The organism is Paenibacillus sp. J22P15 (assembly GCF_056269345.1).
The window spans coordinates 143,459-160,112 of record NZ_JBWDNT010000003.1; the positions used below are offsets into that span (position 1 = coordinate 143,459).

The window sequence follows — 16,654 nt, forward strand, 5'->3', positions numbered from 1 at the left end:
ACTTCATCACCTTCAAGAATAATATTCATTTATTATAACAGAACATTAAAAAGAATGAGGGATGTCATCATGATTAGACAAGCAGAGAAAGCAGATTTACAAGGAGTAATGCCATTGCTGCTTTCAGCAATTGGTCATATTGCCTATAGTTTAGCAGGAACCGAGGATGCTGCTGAAGCAGAGCAAATTCTTGGCGACTTTTATATTCGTGAGGACAATCGGATCAGCTACAAGAATGTTCTTGTAGATAGCAGAGAAGATGGAATTGCTGGTATGCTGATCAGCTATGGCGGTGATGACGCGGCACAACTAGATTTGCCTTTTGTTACTCGGCCAGGACGGGAGTCAGGCGCTCGTGCAGATGAGATCATTGCTGTAGAAGCTAAGGAAGGCGAGTACTATTTGGATTCCATTGCTGTTGCAGAGCGTTATCAGGGGCAGGGCATAGCGAAGGTGTTAATCAGCGCTTTTGAGCAAAAGGGCTTAGAGGCAGGGTACAACAAGGTGTCGTTAATTGTAGAGCCGGAAAATACGAGAGCTTATGCGATATATACAAAGCAGGGTTATATCGAGGATGGTTCGATTCAAGTAAGCGGAAGCCCATATATTCGAATGGTGAAAATGAAGTAATTGTTCTTAAAGTTAATTATGGAATAAAAAGGGTTTTTGCGGTAAGATGAGAGAGTTATAAATAGAGATTATAATTGACTTTCATCGTAACCGGGAGCGTGATATTTATGGCCACTGTAAGCTTCAAATCGAAATTAGCATACAGCTCAGGAAACCTATCCGTAAACTTGATTGCACAGGCTTTTGCATCCTACATCGTTTTTTATTATGTGGATGTGCTTGGCGTAAAGCCGACCCTAATCAGCCTCGCAATGGTCATTCACGGAATCGTAAATGCAGTGCTGAATCCGTTGTTCGGACATATTTCGGATCGTACGAGTTCTCGTTTTGGCAGACGTATTCCGTATATGTTATTTGGTATGGTGCCATTAGCTGCATTATTTACGGCGATATGGTTTCCAGTAGGCAGTGGTTCGGAGTTGTTTTGGTATTTTATAACAATTGTTCTACTCTATGATATTTTGTTCGTCATGGTAGTATTGAATTATTCGGCGCTCTTTCCTGAAATGTTTACAACGATGAAGGAGAGAGCAACCGTATCCTCGTGGCGGCAAATGTTCGGTATTTTGGGAATGATTATTGGCGTGGCGCTGCCTCCTTTAGTATATGGGAATCTGGGCTGGGGCCCAATGGGGGCTATTTTTGCGGGTATCGCTCTAATCTTCTTTATTATTATGGTGTCAGCGAGCAAAGAGAAGGTTGTTGTTGAGCGGGAAGAAATAGGTTTTGTTCAGTCCTTGAAATTTACATTCTCGAATAAAGCGTTCGTTTTATTCGTTATCGGCAGCTTTTTCGTACAGTTTACATTCGCTATGCTGCCCGCTGCCATACCTTTCTTTACTAAATATGTGCTTGGTGCCGCAGATGATACGAACTCAATTTTGCTTGGCGCAATCTTTCTCGCTGCAATTCCTTGTGTTTACGTCTGGGGCAGGCTGCTTCAGAGATGGGGAGCCCGCCAGACGGTTATGATTGCAGTAAGTATCTATGCGTTATCGACGATTCCATTTCTATTCGTATCCAGTGTTGCAACTGCAGCCTTGGCGGCGGCAGTGATCGGCATTGGTTTAGCGGGTTTGCTCGTTCTGCTGGACGTTCTGTTGTCCGAGATTATTGATGAGGATGAGAAGCGGACGAGGGTGCGGAGAGAGGGCATGTATTTTGGCATGAATGGTTTTATAGTCAAATGGGGTATTTCACTGCAAGCTGTCGTGCTTGGTATCGTTTTGGAAACAACAGGTTATGTAAAAGATGCGGTTCAAGCAGATGCTGCAGTGTGGGGCATCCGTTCGATGCTAAGCGTCATCCCTTTTATTGCCTTGATTATCGCACTGCTATTCTTCTATTTATATCCTATTCGACATTCTAATCACATAATAAGAAGCGGTGACCCACAGTAATGACTACCTCAATCGAATGGGTGAAAAAGAACCCAGTGCTGCTACTGCTGTTTCTAATTGGAGCAGCAGTGAGAATCTTATACGCGGGCTCTATACCAGGCGGTCTGAATCAAGACGAGGCTTCGATCGGCTATGAGGCTTATTCGATTCTTCATTATGGTATAGATCGAAATGGGATCTCGCTGCCCGTTCATTTGATCGCTTGGGGAAGCGGGCAAAACGCGCTGTATGCGTACTTATCTATGCCTTTTATCTATTTATTCGGTTTAAATGAGCTATCTATTCGAATGGTAAGCATTCTATTTGGGCTGCTGGGCATGGTGCTATTCTACTTAATCGCTGCTCAGTTATTTAAGAGAAAGCACGCGGCAGAGACAGCAGCTTTCTTAATCGTCATATGCCCGTGGCATATTATGATTTCGAGATGGGCGCTCGAGTCGAATATTTTTCCTACACTGGTATTGCTGGCTGTTTACTTCTTATTTAAGTCTATCCATCAACCGAAATGGCTGATTGGTTTCACATTAACACTCGCAGCTTCACTTTATGCCTATGGAACCGCCTATTTTTTTGTACCTGTCTTCGGGGCGGTTGTGCTCGCTTTGCTCATTGTCAGGAAGGTGTTCAAGCTGAAGGAGTTGCTATGGAATGGCGTTATTCTAATGATTCTAGCAGCACCAATTGGCTTGTTTCTTCTTATTAATCGGTTCAGTATGACAACGATTCAATTCCTTTTCTCTATTCCGAAGCTGACTGTGCCTCGAGTAGAGGAAGTGTCTACCGCCTTTGAAGGTCGTATTTTATCGATGCTTGCGGATAATTTCAACGTGTTTTTGAAAATGTATATGACTCAAAATGATGGTCTATTATGGAATGCTATTCCTAAATTCGGATTTATGTATCCGATTGGATTACCGCTTATCGGTATTGGCATCATTTATGGCTCCTTTCAATTGATTAAGCATTTTCGGATCGAGACTGCCGTAATAGCGATTTGGTTCATGACGGCTGTTCTAATGACACTTATTACAGATGTGAATATCAATCGTATTAATATTATTTTTTTTCCGTCAATATTTTTAGCGGTTGCAGGCTTAATGTGGCTGCACAAATATATCAAATATGCATTTGTCATTGCTGCCTTTGCATTCACGATATTTTTCATTTCCTTCTGCGGGCACTATTTCACAACTTACTCGAAACAAATAAGTCCGCTTTTCTATGAATCCTTTGGGGAAGCTATTCAATACGCTTCGGATGAAACGGAAGGCAATATCTATGTGACGGACCAGGTGATGATGCCTTATATTTATGTATTGTTTTATGAGAAGATCGAACCGCAGCAGTTTATAAGTACTGTTGACTACATAAATCCTGGCGGGCCATTTCAGTTTGTTCGATCGTTCGGCAGATACTATTTTGAGAAACCCCAGCTAAGATTGAACGAGGAAGCGGCTTATATTTTCAATAATAATGATGCTATACCTGATGAGGATTCAGGATTTAACATTAAGAGATTCAAGCATTACACGGTTGTAAGCGGTAAAGGAACGATTGGGGCAACGGAGGCTCATGAGTCATTTCAGAACGGCGGATTTGAGCAAGGGCAGCAGTATTGGTCGTTCGGTTCTGGCTCCGGGATAGGTACAAACCGTCCATACAGCGGTTCGAATCTGATGTATATAGACCCAGGCAATGCAAACAGCGTTTCCCAAACCTTCGTGAGCGCCGCTGCCGGTGAATCCGTTCTTTCCGCTAAATTAAGCGCCGGCGGGGATGGCGGAATAATCGGAGTTTCTATCAATGGAGCGACAGTTGAGGAGCATGCGATCAAGGCTCAAGAGGAATATGCAGAGTTTAAGCTGCCTGCTGTATCAGTAAAATTGGGAGATACGGTTTCTATTTATTTTAGCGGAGGATCGGGCTGGTTAAATATCGATGATGTCGAGTGGAATACGGTGGAGTCACAACACCAATTGGATTGAGACTCCGAAGGATGGAATGATGTTATTCTTCGACGGGTTCGCCGTTGATGTAGTAACTATCTTCACGATAAGCGTGGAAAACGATTTCGATTTCGGGTATGCCTAGCTGACTAACGTATTTGGTGACAGTCTGTGCGAAACGATTCCTTACCTGCTGTCCGCGCTCGAACCAGCCGATCTCGATAAATGCGAATTCCGAATCACTAGGTTCATTGCCGTAGACGCTGGTTGTATGCAAGCAAGCCATTGTGAAGTTATCGGTACCGCACTCGCAAATAGCGGCAAGCTCAGTCGCAAGCGGGGAAGAGACAGCTTGCAGCCGCTCGGATGGTACTCCGCGGAATAATAAATGTGGCATAATGAAGCTCCTCTCTGGTTGGAATAAATATCTATCGTATTATAACAAAAATAAGCATCGGCCGCTTTGTGATAAACGGCTGATGCTTATTTAAATTTGGCTAAAGGCTCTTATTCCGTTTCATGGAAGGGCTTGAGAAACAGCTTAGGAATCTCAGTTTCAAAACGTACAAGCTTACCGGTAATTGGATGTGTAAAAGCGAGTACGCGAGCATGCAAGCCAAGGCGGCCAATTATACGTGTGCGAGCGCCGTACTTTTTGTCGCCGACAACGGGATGACCGAGATCCTCCATATGGACACGAATTTGGTTTTTGCGACCCGTCTCGAGGTTTACTTCAAGGAGAGAGAAGTTTTTGTTGGCTCGAAGCACCTTGTAATGGGTAACTGCGTGCTGGCCGTCATTTGGATAGGAACTTGAGTACATTTTGAGCGTTTTGCTTTCCTTAAGCCATGTGCTGATCGTGCCCTTCTCTTTCTTCACGGCCCCTTCTACGAGCGCGACATAGATCCGCTCTTGAACCGTGTCTTGCCAACTGTTTTGCAGCTGCTGCTGAACCGCTTCGCTCTTCGCGAACATCATAACACCTGAAGTGTCACGGTCTAGCCGATGCACGACATAAATCCGATTTTTAGTATTTTCTACCCGTACATGTGCCATGAGCTGCCGATAGGCGGTTACTTCATTTTCCTTTGCGGCATCTGAAGAAATGGATAATAGTCCAGCATCCTTCTTAATGACGATAATATGCTCATCCTCAAACATAATTGTGAGCCCTTCCAGCAATATCTTATCTTGCGGCCGTTCTTTACCTACTGTAACGGTTTGGCCTGGCTGGAGTTGGTAGTTGTAAGCGGTAGTCGATTTGCCGCCAATAGAAACTTGTCCATTTGCGAGTATTGATTTGACAACGTTGCGTCCAGCACCCGAAATGTTTTTTATAAGAAAGGGAAGCAGTTCCATCGGCTCGTTAACCGGATAGGACTTGCTCTTATCTGCTTGTTTTTGAGGAGCTCCGCGCTTTTTCCCCCTGTGCATGCTAAAAACCTCCTAGATTCAATGCTCCTACTATACCATGAGTAAGGGCTTCTGTTCTAATCTTCTAATTCACTTCCAAGCAGCTGTCTATGTAATGCGATCAGATAGACAAAGAGTGAATAGGAATGGTAGGATAAATGATAGATTTACCAATGGTGAAAATGGGAATGTTTGGGGGAAATAATCGCGTGAAAACAAAACTTATGAAATCTTTGCTTAGTCCTTTGCTCGTGGCTGGCTTATTACTTGCCCCTCTTTCAGGAATTAACTCAGAATCAGTATCGGCAGCGAATGTAACCAGTAAAGCATCTGAAGTTTCTTCGCAGCAGCTGCAGGTAATTGTAGATGGCAAGAAGCTGTCACTCACAGCGAACGCTTATGCTGAGAAGGGTGTCACTTTTGTTCCGATGCGCGATATTTTCAATGCACTTGGAGCTACCGTAACATTGGAGAGCAAGACAGAAACGATTTTCGTTCGCAAGGGCAATCATACAATTTCTTTTAAAATAGGCAGGCAACAAGCGGTAATTAACGGAAAAACTGTTAAGCTCGATGCTCCTGCTGTCGTGCGCAAGGGTGTTACGTTTGTACCGGTACGCTTCATTTCTGAAACGCTCAACGCGACGGTGAAGTGGGACAAAGCAGCTAATGCGGTTCGGATAACCTCACAAGAGGCTGCTGAGCAAGCTGAATACGATGCGTGGCTGGAGAAGCAAAGGAATATACCTAAACTTACTAGCAAAGAAATAGTAGACAAATATGATGAGAGCGTCGTCCTAATTATGACGAATCGTGCCCAAGGCAGCGGTGTTGTCATTGGTGACAATCTCATTCTAACGAATTATCATGTCATTGAGGATGCAGCCTCGGCTACGATGCTCAATATTTACGGAGAAGAGTTGAATATAACGGGTGTTGTCAATTATGATAAGGATGCGGATCTTGCTATCATCAAAACAGAAGCCTCGACGCAACTTCCGCCAGTCGTACTCGGTTACGGCCTAAACTCTTATAAAGGCGGAAAGGTCACTGCGATCGGGAGCCCGCTAGGATTGCAAAATACAGTATCCGACGGTCTAATTAGCAATATTACTTATGAGGACGGCATAAGATACATACAAACAAGCGCGCCTATAGATCATGGAAGCTCAGGCGGGGCCTTGTTCAATGAGTTCGGTGATCTTATTGGCATTACAACGCTAGGTTACACGGGATCAAACGCAGATTTGAATTTTGCTGTTTCGATTATTCATGGGGCTAGTCTACATAGTGAAATAACTGAGGAGGAATTGAATAACGCTAAGTTTCTGCCTTCAAGTCTTCCTCAAACGCTAGTGGGAGCACCGCTGGCTGATATTGAGAAGGTGCTCAAGGATCAATTCTCCTTCGTATCCACAACGGAAGGTGAAGCTAAGTTTACAAAATGGGAAGCAAAGCGCGATTCCGCAGGATTTCTTATGCTGACAGCTGATATTGATCCAAGCTTTTATATGTTATACGGAGCATCGACAGCTCAGGAGCTGCGTCTATGGACTATAAATTTAGGGTCTGAGTTCCATAGGATGTTACCGGATGAGAAAATCCAAGTGCTGATTTCATTCGAGCGTGATTACGGCTTTGAGCCGCGAGGATTTGCTGCTAACGAGGTTACACCTCTTGGCGGCGACAAATGGCGGGTTCGTTATCCGGTCATCGACATGCAGCTGAAAAATGAACTTTATATTCGAGTTAGGGTGTAAAAGATGGAGGTATCTGCTGTCGCGATAAGCGGCAAGGGATACCTCTTCTTTTTTTTGTTTTTTTTCTGTACAATAGAAGGCAACTTGCTATAAGCGCTGATGGCTCGTACAATAGCGCTTGATAAGCAAATGCTTAAGTTAGAGAGGTTATTACTTATGAAAGTGGTACTATCCACATTAAATGCTAAGTTTATACACACTTCACTTGCGCTGCGTTGTTTGAAGGCGTTCAGCGGTGATCGATTCGATATTGATATTGCAGAGTACACCATCAAAGATCCAGTGATGAACATCGTATCGGATATTTTTTCGAGAAAGCCGGATGTAGTAGGGTTCTCTTGCTATATTTGGAACATCGAGGAAACGATCACGGTTATTAATATGCTGCGCAAAATCATGCCTGAAATTAAAATTATTTTAGGCGGTCCCGAAGTTAGCTATGATATGGACTATTGGATGGAGCGTGTGCAAGAGGTTGATTTTATCGTGGTGGGAGAAGGCGAAGAGACCTTCCATCATTTGCTAACTGAGATTGAAGGCGATGGCAAGTATCATATGGTGTTTGGGGTTACGTATCGCAAGCAGCGGGAGGATCGCGTGGAGGTAATCATTAATCCGCCGCGTCCGAAGCTGAACCTGAACGAGCTGCCGTCACCGCATCGCTTTGAAGAGGATATTCCTCACCTCGGAAGCCGAGTTGTCTATTTTGAGACAAGCCGCGGATGTCCATTCAGCTGTCAATTCTGTTTATCGAGCATTGAGGTCGGTGTTCGGTACTATGATATGGAAAAGACGAAAGCTGATATTTTGTATTTGATCGAAAAAGGCGCGAAGCTGATTAAGTTCGTCGATCGAACCTTTAATATTAAACGGGATTACGCACTCGAGATTTTTGAATTTTTGATCAAAAATCATCAAGGCTGCGTCTTCCAATTCGAAATTACAGCTGACATTATGCGCCCTGAGGTGCTTGATTACTTAGCTGATAATGCGCCTCCAGGTATTTTCCGCTTTGAAATTGGCGTACAGTCTACGAATGACCCGACGAATGAAGCGGTTCAGCGTCGCCAAAATTGGATGAAGCTTGTGCGTACCGTTATGAAAGTGAAAAACTCGCAAAAAATCGATCAGCACCTCGATTTGATTGCCGGTCTGCCGCTTGAAAACTATGATACGTTCCGCGGAACGTTTAATGATGTATTCGAGCTTCGTCCCGAGGAGCTGCAGCTAGGCTTCCTCAAAATGCTGCGCGGTACAGGTTTGCGCCGTGAAGCGGATAAATGGGGCTATATCTACATGGACAGATCACCTTACGAAATGCTCGGCAATGATCTAATGCCATTTGGCGATATCGTTCGGATCAAGCGGGTTGAGGATGTTCTGGAGAAATATTGGAATGCACACCGAATGGATCATACATTGTTATATTTGGTTGATCGTGTATTCCCATCGGCATTTGATTTCTTCCAAGCGTTCGGCGATTTCTGGGAGCGAAGCGGCTGGCAGAAGATTGGCCATCAGCTTGAGGACCTATTCTCGCGGTTATGGGCGTTTCTGGAATCACTTCCGCGCTCAGCGGAGAATTCTAGCGGAGTGGCACTGTCACTGCAAGATGATATGAACAAAGCTGCCGTGTCGCCAGAAGAAGTACTTGCAATTGCGGGGCAGCGACTGGATACCGATGTGGTGCTGGGGCTAATGAAATACGATTATTTCCTTAATCACAATTATAAGCCGCGCAAGATTTGGTGGGAGTTTACGATGGACAAGTCGCTATGGAGCGGCTGGATGCGTCATCTAGCGGATCGTCCACAGGATGTATCTGCTGAATTCGCGGCTTTAGGATTTGGCGAGAAGGAGCTTCACAAGCATGCAGTTATTGAGAAGCTGCCATTTGATCTTGCCACATTCCTAGCTACTGGAGAGGTCGTACGGGATCAGCATACGCTGCTCATTGTTCTGTATGCGCTCGAGGCAGGCAGCAGCAAGCCGAAGCCGCGTCCGTTCACATTAACGGTTGAAGCAGAGAAAGAAGCGATTAACAAGTAGCTTCAGAAACAAAAGAACCTCTAAACCCATCAAGCAGGCGGGTTTGGAGGTTCTTTTTTGAATCGCAAGTGGTATTAGACAGATGCAGGAACGATACTACGAAGAACAGTGAAGCTTCCAGAAAGTTCATAGTCGCCAAGGTTTGCAGGAAGCAGGAAGCACTCGCCCGCTTTAACCGACTGTTCGCCCTCTGACCATTTCAGCTGTCCTTCACCTTCCGCAACAACAAGGATAACGAAGCTATCCTGCGATGTGGACAATTTCCAAGGGGCTGCGACAATACCCTTCTCAACGATAAAGTAAGGGGATGAAGCGATAGTCAACCATTGTCCAGCAACTGCGGTATCTGTTTTCATACGCTCAGCGCCTGCGCCTTCATAAGCGATGACGTTTAGCGAATCTTCAATATGAAGCTCGCGCAATTCACCATCAAGGCCTAGACGATTATAGTCATGCAAACGATAGGTCGTGTCGGAGTTTTGTTGAATCTCTGCTACAACAACACCTGAGCAGAGTGCATGAACGGTACCTGCAGGGATGTAAAATGCATCTCCAGCCTCGACTGAAACTTCTTGCAGCGCGTCCATAATGCGGCCTTCTGCAATTGCTGCTTCCATTTCGGAACGGTCGATGCCGTCCTTCAGACCGTAGATGATTTTTGCTCCCGGCTTAGCATCAAGGATGTACCACATTTCTGTTTTTCCAAGCTCGCCCTCAGGAAGTCCAGCATATACATCGGTTGGATGTACTTGAATGGACAGGTCATCATTGCAGTCCAGCAGTTTGATCAGGAGCGGGAAGCGGCCGTTTTTCTCTGAGAAGCCCTGTGTACCGAACCAAACGGGACCATAAGTTTCGCGGATTTGGTCTAGACCGACGCCGGCTAGCTCACCGTTCATAACCTTAGTAATTCCGTTCGGGTGATCACTGATCATCCAGCCTTCGCCAATTGACCCTTCGGGCATCTCGAGACCAAATCTCTCTAATGCACGTCCTCCCCAGATACGCTCTTTCATTTCTGCTTTAAATTGTAATGGATAAGGTTTTACTGTCATTATTCATCTCTCCTGTGTCAGTAGTATGTATCTCAATCTTTTTTCTTACAGTAAACATGTCAGCGAGCAGTTGGCCGTTTCTCTGCTGCGACGAGATAAGGTGCTGCTTCACGCTGAATCTGACGATAAATAACCGTCTGTGCTATGGATTGAGGGAGCTGAGCTGCCCAATCCTCTACTGCAGCGGCTTCTTCAGCACCCCCTGGGTGGCCTGGATATAGTACGCAGGTTACAATACCGCCAGGACGGAGCAGTTGGATTGCTGCATTAAGTGCACTTATCGTTGTTGCAGGTTCAGTAATGATCGTTAAATCACTGCTTCCCGGTAAATAACCAAGATTGAACATTACAGCTGAGACTCGTCCAATTACAGAAGGGTCGACCGCCTCAACCATTAGTGCATGATTTCCCAGCACGAGCTTTACTTCAGGCAGCTTATTGCTAACTGTAAGGGAGGAGAGACGCTCTTGTGTACGATCGAGTGCCTCTTGTTGGATATCAAAGGCATATACGGTGCCGTTTGGTCCAACAAGTTCGGCAAGCGCCAGCGTATCTACACCGCCGCCAGCAGTAGCATCAATGACGACATCACCCGGAGCAGTACGCTCAGAGATCCATTTGTGAGCCATGCTTAGGACGGAAAGGAAGCCCATGCCGCACCGCCTCCCTTTATTATAGTGTGGGTATCGCCATGTATACTTACGATATTAACAGACTTATTGATACTCCACATGTGCTAATCCTCCTGCTGCCATAGCTTACCTTGCCACGTATCTCGGCGTTTCAGCTCATCGTCAAATGCATTCAGAACTTCCCATTTCCGACTGCTCCACATCGGACCAATCAGCAGATCTCGCGGCGCATCGCCAGTAAGGCGATGAACGATCATTTCTGGCGGGAGAAATTCAAGCGTATCAACAACCAGCTTCACATATTCATCCTGCTCAAGAAATTGAAGCAGACCAGCCTCGTACTGACGTACCATGGGCGTCTTGCGCATGAGGTGAAGCAAATGAATTTTGATGCCCTGTACATCCATTTTTGCAACGGCGCGACCGGTATCGAGCATCATCTCATGCGTTTCCTGAGGAAGGCCATATATGATATGTGCACATACGCGAATACCGCGAGCGCGGAGACGCTGAACGGCATCGAGATAGCAGGCTGTATCATGCGCGCGGTTAATGAGCTCCGAAGTTGATTCATGGACGGTTTGAAGGCCCATCTCCACCCAAAGATAAGTTCGCTCGTTCAGTTCAGCCAAATAATCGACGACATCATCGGGCAAGCAGTCGGGACGGGTTGCAATGGACAACCCCACAACGCCTGGCTGCTGCAATATCACTTCATAATACTCACGAAGCTCCGAGACGGGCGCGTACGTGTTGGTATAGGCTTGAAAGTACCCGATGTACTGCGCATCTTGCCATTTCTGATGCTGACGGTCACGTATATTGTTGAACTGTGTAACGAGATCATCCCGTCTGCTGCCGGCGAAATCGCCTGAGCCGCGAGCGCTGCAAAAGGTACAGCCGCCCTTCGCAATGGATCCGTCACGGTTCGGGCAAGTGAAGCCGGCGTCAAGCGTAACCTTAAATACTTTGCCGCCAAATTGCTCACGCATTTCGTAATTCCATGTATGAAATCGTTTATCGCCCCAGAGCATCAGCTGCTGCGGTTGCGATGGGGTAAATTTAATCATCGTTTTCCCCTTCTTTCAAGACGTACACCCTATATTTTAGCGAAAAACGAGACTAAAAGCCACGTTTGTTATACGAAAGGTCGCCGAATGTTCGGAAAACGCTTTATTTGGAAAATATTTTTGAAATGGGTCAATTTAGACTTGCTTAACCTAACATGAAGTGTTATATTAAAAGTGCGACATAACAACAAATAAACCTGACATAGCCCATTTGCACCTGCATTCATGAAACGTCGATTAAATGTGATTACTCTTAAAATAAATCGATGAGGTGATTAGTGATGAGTAATATGACAAAAATTCCGAATGGTGACAACACCGTTACTGTTGAACTAACTGTAAAAGAATTGATGGCGCTTACAGGTGTCCGTTTTCACAATAACCATGGCGTTGAGATTTCCGCTCGCAAGAAATTGAATGAAGTATTGGTAGAAAACTATGAGCGCGAACAGCGCGAGAATGCTCCAATACCTTACCAGCTATTGCTGTAACAACTATACATCCAAATACATGACCATGAAGCCGCATTGCCTATTACAGGCAGCGGCTTTTTCTATTCCTCTTTACATTGCGCACATTCTTGGGCACAATAAGGACTAGTCTACTCGTTGCATCGTCTACGATAAATGGAGGAATCACTGTATATGCGTTTAAGAGGAAGAAAAGGTATTCGTGAAAGTCTAGAGGGACAGCCAGAGCTAGTCGTACTTGATGCCGCGCCTCACAAAGGAAAGTGGCGCGAGTTTTTTGGCAACGATCAGCCTATATATGTAGAGCTTGGCATGGGCAAGGGCCGTTTTATTAGTCAAATGAGCGCTCGTTATCCGCACATCAATTTTATTGGTGTCGATATGTACGATGAGCTTCTCCGCCGCGCCAGCGAGAAAGCACGCATCGTTTGGGAGCAAAAAGGGGAGTCTCATCCGCCGAACCTAGCGCTGCTTCGCGCTAATATTGAAGGGATCGAGACGATGTTTGCACCAGGCGAGCTTGAGCGCGTTCATCTGAATTTTAGTGATCCATGGCCGAAGGCCAAGCATGCTCGCCGGAGACTAACGCATCCAAGACTGGTTTCCAAATATATCGAGCTTCTTAACGAGCGTGGAGAAATACATTTTAAGACCGATTCACAATCGTTGTTCGAATTTTCATTGAACAGCTTTGCAGAAATGGAGCTTATCATGCGCAATATTTCACTCCATTTGCACAAAGAAGGTCCCCGAGAGGACCTTGTGTTTACTGAATATGAGATGAAGTTTATGGAAAAAGGACAAAATATTTATCGCGTTGAAGCCGTTATTGGTTCCGAGGCGCTGCGGAAGCATCGTGAAGCGAAGCATGAGAAGTCTCTTATAGAAGAGGCGGAAGCAAGTCAATCAGAATCGAATGATTCTGATGACGAAGACAACTAATTTATTCCTAATGTGGACAAGGGCCAAGAATAATTGACCGCGATGGCAGTTACCGTTCCGATGAGTGCACCTGCTGCAACATCGGAAGGGTAATGCAGTCCAAGATACATTCTTGACCATCCAACAGATATTCCGATGATAAGGACGAATGGTATCAGCAGGGTTAGCCACAAACCGCTCGTTAATAATATCGGGATAAGCCAGGCAAAGATGGCTGTTGTGTGCCCGGATGGAAAAGAAGAGTCTGCAAGCGGCTTATGACCTGTGTTTACATCAGGCAAAGCCTGATAAGGACGAAGACGCTTAAATTTTCGTTTGACGATTGCTACTGGCAAGTGGCTGATAATTACCGCTGTCAGGCATTGCCAGCCTGTAATGCTCCAAGGCGCTGGAGCTAATAGTGCATATATTAGTGCGGTTGCGAGCGTAAAGGTGGCGCCGCCCATATGTGTGACTGTACTTAACCAATTCCCCACAAACCGATGTCTCTTTCTCCCTGAAGGTCTCCGATTAGCCCAAATCAGCATTCTTTGCTCACTCGTCTTCAGCCAGCCTATCATTCGTTCCATCGTTGACATCCTCCTAACGGTGGCTTACTCCTAAAACTTTTTATCCATTAATGACTCAATTTTAGCATGTTTTTGTTCGCTGAGCGTAAACTATTTCTTGTCCACTTATTAAGGATAAGTAAGTATTATAGCACTAACTTGAAAGTTATGTGCCTTATTGTACGAATGCTCCAAATAAAGGGTGGAAAGATTGATTTCAAATTGTTGTTTAATAATGTGTATTTGATGGTAAAACTGTAATGGACAAATTTCACGGCGTTGTGACAGATCATGTCGAAACCGTAAAAGACGTCGAAAGAGTATGTTCGTTCACTCTTTTGTCACATATTACCATTTCAAATCAGGAAACATTTTCACACATTTTACCGTAAATAAGGACGATAGTGCTAAAAACTTAGCAATTGGTTGAAAATAAGGCTGAGTCGTCGTAAAAGGAGGTAATGTATTCATTGGGGTGCAATGCAAGCGTTTTTCTGACGAGATTAAGCGCAATGAAGACTAATTCAACTTTTGACAAAGAAGTTGTTTCCGTGGAGAATCAATAAAGGTCCGAGAGTGTTTGCAGAGAAACACTTGTACAAAGAGAAAATATATAATAAAAAGCTTTACAGCAGCCTGACATGGCGCTGAAAAAAGCAAAAAAATGGGGTCTAAAGGGGTAATGCCGCATGTTCAATACGATTATGCTAGTAGTTCAAATTCTGTTTGCATTGCTAGGCGTGTATCAGCTGTTCTTAACGTTTTTTGGATGGCGACGTAAAAAAGAAGATCTTTCCCATGCACCGAAAAAAAAATTCGCGTTGCTGGTCGCAGCTCATAACGAAGAGCAGGTTGTAGGCGCGTTGATTGAAAACCTGCAAAAAATGAAATATCCACGGGAGCTTTATGATATTTATGTGATTTGTGATAATTGCACCGATGGTACAGTCGATGTTGTGAATAGTTATGATGGAGTATATGCATGCGTTCGTGAAAACCCAAGCCAGCGCGGTAAGGGATATGCAGTCGAATGGATGCTTAAAGAGTTGTGGAATATGCCTAGAAGCTACGATGGGGTTGCGATCTTTGATGCCGATAACCTTGTAGCTACTGATTTCTTGCAGTATATGAATAATGATTTGATTAATGGATTCAGAGTAATTCAAGGTTACTTGGATACGAAAAATCCAAATGATTCTTGGGTTAGTTCTGCAAATGCGATCAACTATTGGTTCTGTAACCGACTTTGGCAGCTTCCGCGCACCAATCTGGGTCTCGCTAATTTCCTTGGCGGAACAGGGATGTGCTTCGATGCAAAGCTACTTCAGGAAATGGGCTGGGGTGCGACAAGCTTGGTAGAGGATTTAGAGTTTACAGTCCGCTGCATTAAAAAGGGGATTTATCCGAAATTCAATTTCGAAGCCAAGGTGTTCGACGAGAAGCCTATTACATTCCAAGCGTCAGCTCGCCAAAGGCTCCGCTGGATGCAAGGCCATTTTGATGTTACTCGTAAATATATGCTGCCTTTGCTCTGGCAGGGAATCAAGGATCGCAGCATGACGAAGATAGATGCTGCCCTTTATGTGTTTAATGCTTATAATTATTTAGCTGGATTTTTTATTGCTGCGATCATTTGGGGAGATATTTTGCTGTCAGGCGGAGATAACGTGACCTCTGTCTACAACCTGCTTCCGCTTTGGTTAAGCATTCCGTACATGGCATATATTTTTGTGCAGATCCCATTGTCTATGTACATGGCTAAAGTTTCGTGGAAACTTTATCTGCGCATTCCAACCTTCTTGCTGTTCACCTTGTCATGGTGGCCAATAACGGTTCATGCGTTCTTCACTCAAAATAATAAGAAGTGGAGCCATACCCAACATACGCGCGTCATCAGACTTGAAGAGGTTCAAAGCAAACAAGGTTAAAAGGCTGTTGACAATGCTTCGTAGGCCATGGTATAGTAACACGGTAACATTTACAACTAACTTAATGACGCACAAGCAGAAGCGCCCGCTTCTCACCTTTCGGCTAAGGCTGGCTGGTTCGCGATAATCGATTAGTCATTCCATTATTTCAACTGAAATGATGTTCTGACATACATGTACGGTTATGAGATGCGGGTTCCGAGCGAACCCGCATTTTTTTATTGCGTAGAGACATGAACAAACCAATTTTGGAGGTGGCACGTTATTAGCAGAGAACATCAAATCAATGATGAAATCCGGGCTAGAGAAGTGCGTTTAGTAGGCGCTGAAGGCGAGCAAATCGGTATTAAATCCATTCGCGATGCTATGCAGCTTGCTATCGAGCTTAACTTGGACCTGGTGAACGTCGCTCCGACGGCTAAACCGCCGGTATGCCGCATCATGGACTACGGAAAATTCCGTTATGAGCAACAGAAGAAAGAAAAAGAAGCTCGTAAAAACCAAAAGATCGTTGATCTTAAGGAAGTTTGGTTCCGTGCTAACATTGATGAAAATGACTACCAAACGAAATATCGCAACGTAGTTAAGTTCCTCAATGAAGGCGATAAAGTGAAAGCATCTGTAAGATTCCGCGGTCGTGAGATTGCCCATGCATCTCTTGGCCAAAAGATTTTGGATCGTCTTTCAAAAGAGGTTGCCGAATTATGCAGCGTTGAGCGCGCTCCTAAGCTGGAAGGCCGGAGCATGATTATGATTTTGGCACCCAAAACCAACAGCTAACTACTGATGAAGAAATTTAAGGAGGATAACT

General features: G+C 44.8%; 15 protein-coding genes. 9 read left to right on the top strand and 6 right to left on the bottom strand.

Annotated features, from left to right (window positions below; translation table 11 throughout):
• Positions 1 to 69 precede the first annotated feature (69 nt).
• From AC0YN6_RS08990 to AC0YN6_RS09000, 3 genes are all read left to right on the top strand, one after another.
• Positions 70 to 630, top strand: coding sequence for a GNAT family N-acetyltransferase (locus AC0YN6_RS08990; RefSeq protein ID WP_475746427.1), 561 nt, complete (start codon positions 70 to 72; stop codon positions 628 to 630).
• Between the two features lie 107 nt (positions 631 to 737).
• The gene (locus AC0YN6_RS08995; protein ID WP_475746428.1) at positions 738 to 2,030 is read left to right on the top strand and encodes an MFS transporter; all 1,293 of its coding nucleotides are present in this window, start codon (positions 738 to 740) and stop codon (positions 2,028 to 2,030) included.
• A complete protein-coding gene (locus tag AC0YN6_RS09000; protein WP_475746429.1) occupies positions 2,030 to 4,015 on the top strand; it encodes a glycosyltransferase family 39 protein in 1,986 nt (661 codons plus the stop codon). Before AC0YN6_RS08995 ends, AC0YN6_RS09000 begins: the two co-directional genes overlap by 1 nt.
• A gap of 22 nt (positions 4,016 to 4,037) precedes the next feature.
• Here the strand turns inward: AC0YN6_RS09000 and AC0YN6_RS09005 are convergent, their stop codons facing one another.
• Both AC0YN6_RS09005 and AC0YN6_RS09010 read right to left on the bottom strand, forming a co-directional pair.
• Positions 4,038 to 4,373: a DUF1904 family protein gene (locus AC0YN6_RS09005; protein ID WP_475746430.1), complete on the bottom strand. Its 336-nt coding sequence runs from the start codon at positions 4,371 to 4,373 to the stop codon at positions 4,038 to 4,040.
• Between the two features lie 110 nt (positions 4,374 to 4,483).
• Complete coding sequence (locus tag AC0YN6_RS09010) at positions 4,484 to 5,410, bottom strand: RluA family pseudouridine synthase (RefSeq protein ID WP_475746431.1); 927 nt, start codon at positions 5,408 to 5,410, stop codon at positions 4,484 to 4,486.
• 188 nt (positions 5,411 to 5,598) lie between these two features.
• Between AC0YN6_RS09010 and AC0YN6_RS09015 the strand changes: the two genes are divergently transcribed.
• Together AC0YN6_RS09015 and AC0YN6_RS09020 are read left to right on the top strand one after the other, a co-directional pair.
• Positions 5,599 to 7,149 (top strand): stalk domain-containing protein, encoded by a 1,551-nt coding sequence (locus tag AC0YN6_RS09015; protein WP_475746432.1) that lies wholly within the window; start codon positions 5,599 to 5,601, stop codon positions 7,147 to 7,149.
• 156 nt (positions 7,150 to 7,305) lie between these two features.
• Positions 7,306 to 9,198, top strand: a complete 1,893-nt coding sequence (locus AC0YN6_RS09020) for a B12-binding domain-containing radical SAM protein (RefSeq protein ID WP_475746433.1) — start codon at positions 7,306 to 7,308, stop codon at positions 9,196 to 9,198.
• Positions 9,199 to 9,272: 74 nt separating this feature from the next.
• Here AC0YN6_RS09020 and AC0YN6_RS09025 read toward each other — a convergent pair whose 3' ends face one another.
• The 3 genes from AC0YN6_RS09025 to mnmL form a co-directional block, all read right to left on the bottom strand.
• Complete coding sequence (locus AC0YN6_RS09025) at positions 9,273 to 10,253, bottom strand: type I phosphomannose isomerase catalytic subunit (RefSeq protein WP_475746435.1); 981 nt, start codon at positions 10,251 to 10,253, stop codon at positions 9,273 to 9,275.
• A 59-nt stretch (positions 10,254 to 10,312) separates the two neighbouring features.
• On the bottom strand, positions 10,313 to 10,906 hold the full coding sequence (gene mnmM, locus AC0YN6_RS09030; RefSeq protein ID WP_475746436.1) for a tRNA 5-(aminomethyl)-2-thiouridylate-methyltransferase MnmM: 594 nt from the start codon (positions 10,904 to 10,906) through the stop codon (positions 10,313 to 10,315).
• A gap of 83 nt (positions 10,907 to 10,989) precedes the next feature.
• Positions 10,990 to 11,955 carry a tRNA modification radical SAM protein MnmL/YtqA gene (gene mnmL, locus AC0YN6_RS09035; RefSeq protein ID WP_475746437.1) on the bottom strand — a complete coding sequence of 322 codons (966 nt, stop codon included), beginning with the start codon at positions 11,953 to 11,955 and terminating at the stop codon, positions 10,990 to 10,992.
• Between the two features lie 281 nt (positions 11,956 to 12,236).
• Between mnmL and AC0YN6_RS09040 the strand changes: the two genes are divergently transcribed.
• Together AC0YN6_RS09040 and trmB are read left to right on the top strand one after the other, a co-directional pair.
• Positions 12,237 to 12,446 carry a hypothetical protein gene (locus AC0YN6_RS09040; RefSeq protein WP_475746438.1) on the top strand — a complete coding sequence of 70 codons (210 nt, stop codon included), beginning with the start codon at positions 12,237 to 12,239 and terminating at the stop codon, positions 12,444 to 12,446.
• Between the two features lie 153 nt (positions 12,447 to 12,599).
• Positions 12,600 to 13,367, top strand: a complete 768-nt coding sequence (gene trmB, locus AC0YN6_RS09045; protein WP_475746439.1) for a tRNA (guanosine(46)-N7)-methyltransferase TrmB — start codon at positions 12,600 to 12,602, stop codon at positions 13,365 to 13,367.
• Here trmB and AC0YN6_RS09050 read toward each other — a convergent pair.
• A complete protein-coding gene (locus AC0YN6_RS09050; RefSeq protein ID WP_475746440.1) occupies positions 13,364 to 13,936 on the bottom strand; it encodes a phosphatase PAP2 family protein in 573 nt (190 codons plus the stop codon). The genes trmB and AC0YN6_RS09050 overlap by 4 nt on opposite strands.
• Positions 13,937 to 14,604: 668 nt before the next feature.
• On the opposite strand from AC0YN6_RS09050, the gene AC0YN6_RS09055 reads away from it, so the two are divergent.
• Together AC0YN6_RS09055 and infC are read left to right on the top strand one after the other, a co-directional pair.
• A complete protein-coding gene (locus tag AC0YN6_RS09055; RefSeq protein WP_475746441.1) occupies positions 14,605 to 15,843 on the top strand; it encodes a glycosyltransferase family 2 protein in 1,239 nt (412 codons plus the stop codon).
• 282 nt (positions 15,844 to 16,125) lie between these two features.
• Positions 16,126 to 16,623 (top strand): translation initiation factor IF-3, encoded by a 498-nt coding sequence (gene infC, locus AC0YN6_RS09060; RefSeq protein WP_475746850.1) that lies wholly within the window; start codon positions 16,126 to 16,128, stop codon positions 16,621 to 16,623.
• Positions 16,624 to 16,654 lie beyond the last annotated feature (31 nt).